Annotated in this window: 7 protein-coding genes; 3 read left to right on the top strand and 4 right to left on the bottom strand. The window is 40.3% G+C overall.

All coding sequences use genetic code 11. From position 1 onward, the window contains the following. Window positions 1-114: 114 nt before the first annotated feature. The gene (locus I8748_RS05190; RefSeq protein ID WP_198123593.1) at window positions 115-714 is read right to left on the bottom strand and encodes a DUF1802 family protein; all 600 of its coding nucleotides are present in this window, start codon (window positions 712-714) and stop codon (window positions 115-117) included. Between the two features lie 79 nt (window positions 715-793). Between I8748_RS05190 and I8748_RS05185 the strand changes: the two genes are divergently transcribed. Both I8748_RS05185 and I8748_RS05180 read left to right on the top strand, forming a co-directional pair. Further along, window positions 794-1,753 carry an aldo/keto reductase gene (locus I8748_RS05185; RefSeq protein ID WP_198123592.1) on the top strand — a complete coding sequence of 320 codons (960 nt, stop codon included), beginning with the start codon at window positions 794-796 and terminating at the stop codon, window positions 1,751-1,753. Between the two features lie 533 nt (window positions 1,754-2,286). Beyond that, window positions 2,287-3,003: a hypothetical protein gene (locus I8748_RS05180; RefSeq protein WP_198123591.1), complete on the top strand. Its 717-nt coding sequence runs from the start codon at window positions 2,287-2,289 to the stop codon at window positions 3,001-3,003. On the opposite strand, the gene I8748_RS05175 is transcribed toward I8748_RS05180, so the two are convergent. Next, entirely contained in the window at window positions 3,000-3,623 is a 624-nt protein-coding gene (locus tag I8748_RS05175) for a hypothetical protein (protein ID WP_198123590.1), read from the bottom strand. The genes I8748_RS05180 and I8748_RS05175 overlap by 4 nt on opposite strands. Before the next feature lie 133 nt (window positions 3,624-3,756). Next, the gene (locus I8748_RS05170) at window positions 3,757-4,695 is read right to left on the bottom strand and encodes an alpha/beta fold hydrolase (protein ID WP_198123589.1); all 939 of its coding nucleotides are present in this window, start codon (window positions 4,693-4,695) and stop codon (window positions 3,757-3,759) included. Between the two features lie 154 nt (window positions 4,696-4,849). Here I8748_RS05170 and I8748_RS05165 point away from each other — a divergent pair, with 154 nt between their 5' ends. Further along, window positions 4,850-5,728 carry a shikimate dehydrogenase gene (locus I8748_RS05165; RefSeq protein ID WP_198123588.1) on the top strand — a complete coding sequence of 293 codons (879 nt, stop codon included), beginning with the start codon at window positions 4,850-4,852 and terminating at the stop codon, window positions 5,726-5,728. Window positions 5,729-5,911: 183 nt separating this feature from the next. Here the strand turns inward: I8748_RS05165 and I8748_RS05160 are convergent, their stop codons facing one another. Next, window positions 5,912-7,579 (bottom strand): hybrid sensor histidine kinase/response regulator, encoded by a 1,668-nt coding sequence (locus I8748_RS05160; RefSeq protein WP_198123587.1) that lies wholly within the window; start codon window positions 7,577-7,579, stop codon window positions 5,912-5,914. Window positions 7,580-7,582 lie beyond the last annotated feature (3 nt).

The following is a 7,582-nucleotide window of genomic DNA, read 5'->3' as shown; positions in this document are numbered from 1 at the left end:
AGGGGGATGAGGGGGATGAGGGAGAAATAACTAACTCCAAACTCCAAACTCCTAACTCCTAACTCCAAACTCCTAACTCCAAACTCCTAACTCCTAACTCATGCTAAATTTCTTTCACAGGGATGGAGCATATAGCTTGTCACCAACAATGCCGCGAATTTCTTCTACTAGTTGAGTGTAGACAGAATCAGACAACACTGGTTTTGCTCCTTGTAGCCCAATAGGCTGTGCTAAATCAATCCATGATTTGCAACCACCGTATTCTTGGCGATAAGGAATTTCCCGCTGTTGGGGTAATTTGTAAGTCCTCAGAAGGAGAATATACAGTGGTTGACGTGGTTTCCACTTGAGGCGATCGCTAATAAAATACTCGTTCCAAATATGATAGGGAAGCAAGGCGTTGACAATTGACTCGTCGCTAATCGGCAAAATATCGGTAATTTGAGCCACACTGCCGATAGGAATTGTTTCTGGATGCCAACCAGGAGTTACAGGGTAGACAAGATTGGCATATTCAGCCTTAAGTAGGAAAGGCTGTTGATGTTCATAGGTAGGAAAGAGCAAAACCTGCTCATGGGCAACTTGGAAACGCCCACCTCTTTCATGAATACCGCCTTTACGCAACAACATAATTGTTTTGCCGCTTTCCAAGGCATTTATGGCAACTGCCCATTCTTTGAGCGCGTGCAAAGTACTAGTCAATTCCATCAGCACCTACTGTAATTCTGATTTAAGTTCTAACTAAGATCGTTAAAGTATGTAACTATCCAGGGAGATGAACTAGGAAAACATTATGGAAAAGCGAACGTTGGGTACATCTGATGTACAAATCACACCCATCCTCATGGGAACTTGGCAAGCCGGTAAAAGGATGTGGGTGGGAATCGAAGATGCTGACTCGATTAAAGCAATCCGAGCCGCATTTGAAGCCGGTATTACTACAATTGATACTGCCGAAGTCTATGGCGAAGGACATTCTGAGCGCATTGTAGCCGAAGCTTTATCTGATGTCCGCGAACGCGTGGAGTATGCCACAAAAGTTTTCGCCAATCATCTTAAGTATGACCAAGTAATTGCAGCTTGCGATCGCTCTTTGAAAAACCTCAAAACGGACTATATCGACCTTTATCAAATTCATTGGCCCTCCGGAGCTTTCAACAGTGAAATAGTACCGATTGAGGAAACTATGAGCGCTCTTAATCTGTTAAAAGAGCAAGGAAAAATTCGAGCGATTGGTGTTTCCAACTTTTCTGGCGCTCAATTAGCCCAAGCCGCACAATATGGACGTATTGATAGTTTACAACCGCCTTATAGTTTATTTTGGCGGCAGGTGGACAAGGATGCAAAACCTTATTGTATCGAAAACAATATTTCTATCCTGGCTTATTCTCCTTTAGCACAGGGATTGCTCACTGGGAAGTTTACTCCCGGTCAAAAATTTGCCCCTGAAGATAACCGTTCTAAGAATAAGCTATTTCAAGGCGAAAATTTTGAACGTGCCCAACAAGCTTTAGATAAATTGCGTCCTATAGCTGAGCGTCACAATTCTACCCTTGCTCAGTTGGCACTGGCTTGGGTAATTGCCCAACCCCAAACAAATGCGATCGCTGGCGCACGTTATCCCGAACAAGCAACAGACAACGCACAAGCTGCTGATATTAAACTTTATCCTGACGAAATTGCCCAAATCGATGCTATTGGACGTATTGTCACCGACCACCTTGATGACAGCTCAGTTATGTGGAATTGGTAAAGATTATCTCTAAAATATCCCTAACTACCTTTTAAAGATAGTTAGGGATCAAAGCCTTGTTATTTTATAGAATATCAACATGTGTATTGCAAAGTTCTACAAAACATCAAGTTTAGTAAACATAGGTTTGATAATTTCCAATTGAGTGATAACTTAAATAGTAGGACACCAAACAAACCACAACCAAACTAAACGGGCAAATGACTAGGTGTCTCCCGTCAGCAGCCCAAGCAAGTTTCAGCATATCAATAGTTAAGTGGTAAAAAGCCAAGTATACAAAAGCCAATCATACAAGGCAAAGCCAAATCCCAAAGCGGAAAAACAGAAAATGCTGAAGTTGCTAGTTGTTATGTCCACCTTAGCTGTCGAACTCCTGAATTAACAAGTTAACCAATTTGAAACCTGTAAATTTAAAAAAACCTGGTCAATCTGCACCAGGTTTTTGAGTTTTGTAGCACTGACTTACTTAATTCTTGCTGATTTTCCAGCAGTGAATAAAATAGGACAGCAACCTATCCTGCTGGGATGAATTAATGAAGAATGATAGATTTTGGAAGAGAATATCTACAGCTATAATCATAGCTGGGCTTTGTTTGTCTTGTGAATCGTCTACTATCAAAAAGACAGAGCAAGTAAAGGCTGCTGAAAACCAGAATACAGAACTGAATGTAGACTATGGTGAATTAATCATCAAAGAAAAATCAGATTATTTGATGATACCAGTTTATGTTACAGTTCATGATCAAAATCAAGAAGATAAATTGAATTTTTCGCGTTCTTACGAAAGAGCGAATAAACCATTATACAATATTATTTTTTATCATAAACAAGATGGTATAAGTCACCTTTTATTAAATCAAAAAGCAATTATTAATTCTTTTGACTTCTTAGAAACAAAAACATCAAATAAACCGCCTACAAGATTTTGGGTGTATAAAATCCTTGAGCAAGATACAAACCAAGACAAAAAACTCAACTCAGAAGATGCTGTTATTGGCTATCTTTCTGATTTGTCAGGTAAGAATCTCCAACAAATTACTCCAAACAATAGCCAAATCATCAATTGGGTAGTTGTTGCCAGTCAAAATGCACTTTTTATCAAAATTCTCAAAGATTCTAATAATGACAAAAAATTTACAGAAAAAGACAAGACTAATTTTATTAGGGTTAATCTTGATCAACCAGGTATGGGAACTGAGATTATCAGTGACCAAATAGAACAACAAATTAAGTCATATCATACCCCCTAATCTGTAGGTACTGAAAGGATACCCACTAATACCCTGACTAAATCTTCTAAACCTTCAGGAACCCGATAAAGTTTAATATCTTCTGTAACTAGCTTCTGTTCTCTATGCAGTGTGCCAAATTTCCAATCATCGCCATTAGTAACTGCACCATATAAAATAGGTGATTGATTATCTAGGAATTTATCCAAAGCTATTAATTCTACTGCAAGCTGTGTAAATCCCCTTCTGATATCTGATTGTTTAGCTTCAATGACTAATAGTGAGTTAGAGTTATGCAAGTAATAATCTAAAGTACCTTTGAGCTTATCATCTATATTCAGGGGATACTCACTATATAGAAGAGCCTTTGTTTGATCACATATTTCAGTCAGAATAGGAGCAATCAGAAATTTTCTGATTGATATTTCTGCTACAGGATTAAAAAGCCTAAGATTACGTTGTAAATATCCTTGCAAAAACTCCAAGTATTTTATTTCATCAGGATACCTAGACAAATCCAAACTTGTACGCTCATAGCTATACTCAAACTCAGCCAGAATCTCTGGTGTTGGGTTAGTTAGGGAAAAATACTGGCTGAAAGTATAGCTTTGGTCAGGTTTTAAGATTTTATATTTGCTCATAAATCATCGCAAATAATGCTAAAAATGCAAAGCTAGTTATGCCATAGGAATCGCGCACCTTTAATTATTGGCGGTGCGTTGTCGCGCAGCGCAACGCACCCTACATTGAAATTTGTTAACAACGAATTTTAGATCACTGGGAAATAGACAAAACCCAATCACGCAAAAGTGGATTTACTTGTTCTGGTACTTCGTCATGGGGACAATGACCCGCCCTGAGAAAATATTCTGTAAGTTCAGGATAATATTGACGAAACTTTTGGGAACGTTCTCTAGCATTAATCCAAGGATCAGCTTCTCCCCATAACAGTAATAAAGGACAAGTTAATTGCTTGAGTAGTACATCATTTTTTTCCCCTTGAGGATTACTAAAGATTGATAAAAACACATCCAATGCACCAGGATCATAAGCAGGACGAGCAATTTCTTCTACTAATTGGTCGGTGACTGCACTTTTATCAAGGTAAACCTTTTCTAAAGTTTGGCGAATTACCCAACCTTGGCGTAAGTATTGAAATAATAAAAACTGAGCTAAAGGTTGTTGAAAAATCCACTTAGCACCATAACCCAATAGTTTTTCTAAAGCAGAGGGTTGTTTAGGAGGCTGAATTTGTGACTTTAAAGTTTCTGGTTCTGAGATAGATTGAGTTTCACTAAATGGCCCGGCGCTATTAAGTAACACTACACCAGCCACACTATCAGGACTTTGTGCTGCAACAGACAAGCAAGCATAACCACCAAGGGAATTACCTGCTACTACAGCTTTTTGACCAATGACTTCACTGATAAAATCATCAAGTTGGTCACGCCACAAGTCGCCACAATACTGCAATTTGGGTTTTGCTGAACGTCCAAACCCCAAAAGGTCGATCGCAAAGACTTCAAAATCTTGACACAATCCTGTGATATTCTTGCGCCAGTGGTCTGTGGAAGCACCAAAGCCATGCACCAAAAGCAAGGGTGAACGTTGTGGTTGTTTCTCTCCCGCACGCACATAGTAAATGTTATGCCCTCGCCACTGCCAATATTTACCAGGAATTGGGGTTGTAGAGGAGGCTGTTGTTGCCTGCATAATTCTAAGAAATGTTAAGTAGCCTTTAATAATTGTAGGCTAGGTGAGGGGATGAGGGGATAGGGTGCAGGGGTGCAGGGGTGATGGGGAGATGAGGGGATGAGGGGGATGAGGGAGACAAAGAAAATGACAACTGACAACTGACAACTGACAAATGACTAAATTAATTACAGGTAAGACGAAATTACTAGGGGTAATTGGACATCCAGTAGAACATTCGCTGTCGCCGGTGATGCATAATGCTGCGATCGCTCAATTGGGGTTAGATTATGTTTATCTTCCCTTTCCCATAGAACCAGAAAATTTAGAAGTCGCGATCGCAGGTTTTGCGGCTGTTGGGGTTGTGGGGTTTAGTGTTACAATTCCTCACAAACAGGCAATTATGCCGTTGCTATCAGAAATTACTCCCATTGCTCAAGCCATAGGCGCAGTTAATACTGTTAGCCGCCAAAATCATCAATGGGTAGGTACAAACACGGATATCGAAGGATTTATTGCTCCTTTGCAAACAACATATCACCAAGATTGGAGTCAGAAGGCTGCTGTAATTTTAGGTAATGGCGGTGCAGCTAGGGCTGTTGTCGCAGGTTGTCACCAACTTGGCTTTGCAGAAATTCATGTTGTGGGGCGGAATTTGCAGAAGTTAGAAGAATTTCGCCGTAGTTGGGACAATTCACCCATTGCTGTTAATTTGCAAGTCCATACATGGGATAAACTCGCAAAACTAATACCCCAAGCGAATTTGCTGGTCAATACAACTCCTATCGGTATGTATCCCAAGGTGGATGAGTCACCTTTGAGTGCAGAGTCTATCAAGAATTTGCCTGATGGTGCGATCGCCTACGATTTAATATACATTCCTAAACCGACGCAATTTCTCCAACTTGCCCAAAAACAAGGCGCAATTGCCATTGATGGCTTAGAAATGCTAGTCCAACAAGGAGTAGCAGCCCTCAAAATCTGGTTGCAGCAGGAAACAGTGCCTCAAGATGTAATGCGCCAAGCATTGCTAAATCATTTAGGTTTAGATTGAATTGTCAGTTGTTAGTTGTCAGTGGTCAGTGGTCAGTTGTCAGTTGTGAGGCAGTGCGTTGGGGAGACACTGCGTTGCGCGGGTTAAGAGCGTTGAAGCAAGTGTCGTCGGCTTTGCCGACTTGAAGCAACTGCCGTTAGCGCAGCGGTAGCGAGGTACGAGCGTCACCCGAAGGGTCAGTTTTCAGTTATCTGTGTTCACCAAAGTGAATGGCAACTCAACTGTGAATCTTGTCCAACCCTGACTGCTGCTAAGTGCGATTTTGCCTTGGAGATATTCTACTAACTTCTTCACCAAGGCTAACCCTAATCCTACACTACTACTTTGTCCTAGTTCGCTGACAGAAATATCGTCAAACAAGTCTAAAATGAGACTTTGTTCTTTGATAATGGTTTCAGGAATTCGATAAAACAAGTCAAAGATGCGAGTTTGTTCTTCTATGGGGATTTCTACCCCAGAATTACTAATCGTAATTTGCACAGATGAAATTTCAGGATTAGGAGATACATCAAAGCTTTGACTGTTTGTAGTTGAGGCGAGTTGGGCTGTGACTGTAATATTTTCTCCAGGCGCTGTGTATTTACAAGCATTGTTAAGTAATTCTGAGATAATGCGAGTTAAAATTGCTAAATCGGTGACTATAGGTGGTAAATTTGGCTCAACAACTTCTAAAATTTGCCGTCGAGCTTGCAGGCGTTGTTGAAAACTTTCAATGATGTGAGGTAGCCAAAATTGCAATTGAATTGAAGTGTATTCTAATGGATAGACACCTGCATCAATGAATCGCATATTTAGTAAATCGTCTACTAAGTCTAGTTCGCGCTCACATTCATTACGTAAGATGTTGAGGTAAAACGATACGGTTGAAGAGGTATCAGGTAGCTGAGATGGCAAAATTCTCCCTTGATTCAGAATAGTTTCCAGCACAGTAATTGCCATTTTGATATTTGATAAAGGCGTTCGCATTTCATGAGAAGTAGCTCTTAAAAAGTCCTCTTTCAATTGGTTTAGGCGTTGGATTTCCGCCATTTGAATTTCTAGTTGTTGGGCACGTTCTGCTGCAAAATTGCGTTCTTCTATTAACCTGCGTTGGGTGTCATCTCGAAAAACCATGACAGCACCAGTAACTTCACCGTCATAGTTTCTCAAGGGAGTAGCGCTATCAGCTACAGGAATGGTTGTGCCGTTTTTGTTAATTAATAAAACACGATTGCCTAAATAAATAGTGCTTTGTTCTACTAAAGCTGAGATCAGAGGATTGTTAGTAGGTGACAAAGTTTTTTCGTCAACAAGTTTCATAACTTGATCTAACATTTGGTTTTTTGCCTCATCGAGTCGCCACCCTGTGAGGGCTTCCGCCATCGGATTCAGGTACTTGACACGCAACTGCGAATCTATGACAATTACCCCGTCGCCCATACCTCGAAGCACACTACTTAAAAATTGCTCGCGTTCATAGCGAGTGAGTGTTGTTTGAATGGCAACGTAGAGTTCTTGTTCTCTAACAGGTTTGAGGATGTAACCAAAAGGAGATGTCAGCGTTGCCCGCTCTACAGTACTTTTGTCAGAGTGTCCGGTAACGTAAATGACGGGAATTTGCAGACGATTCCAAATTTGTTCTGCTGCTTGGATACCGTCCATTTCTCCCCGCAATCGGATATCCATCAAAATCAAGTTTGGGCGCAACTGTGTTGCTTTCTCAATTGCTGCTTCTGCCGTATCTACAATATCTACACTAGAATAACCAAGGGATTGTAAACTTTCTTGTAAATTGATAGCAAGAATAAACTCATCTTCAACAATCAGAATTTTAACTATATTTGTTGTCTGTGTTTCTGATATCATATTCATGAT

Source organism: Amazonocrinis nigriterrae CENA67 (assembly GCF_016056305.1).
In the GTDB taxonomy this organism is placed as follows: domain Bacteria; phylum Cyanobacteriota; class Cyanobacteriia; order Cyanobacteriales; family Nostocaceae; genus Amazonocrinis; species Amazonocrinis nigriterrae.
The sequence above is the reverse complement of the archived record's forward strand: the minus strand, read 5'-3'. Positions and strand labels throughout refer to the sequence as shown.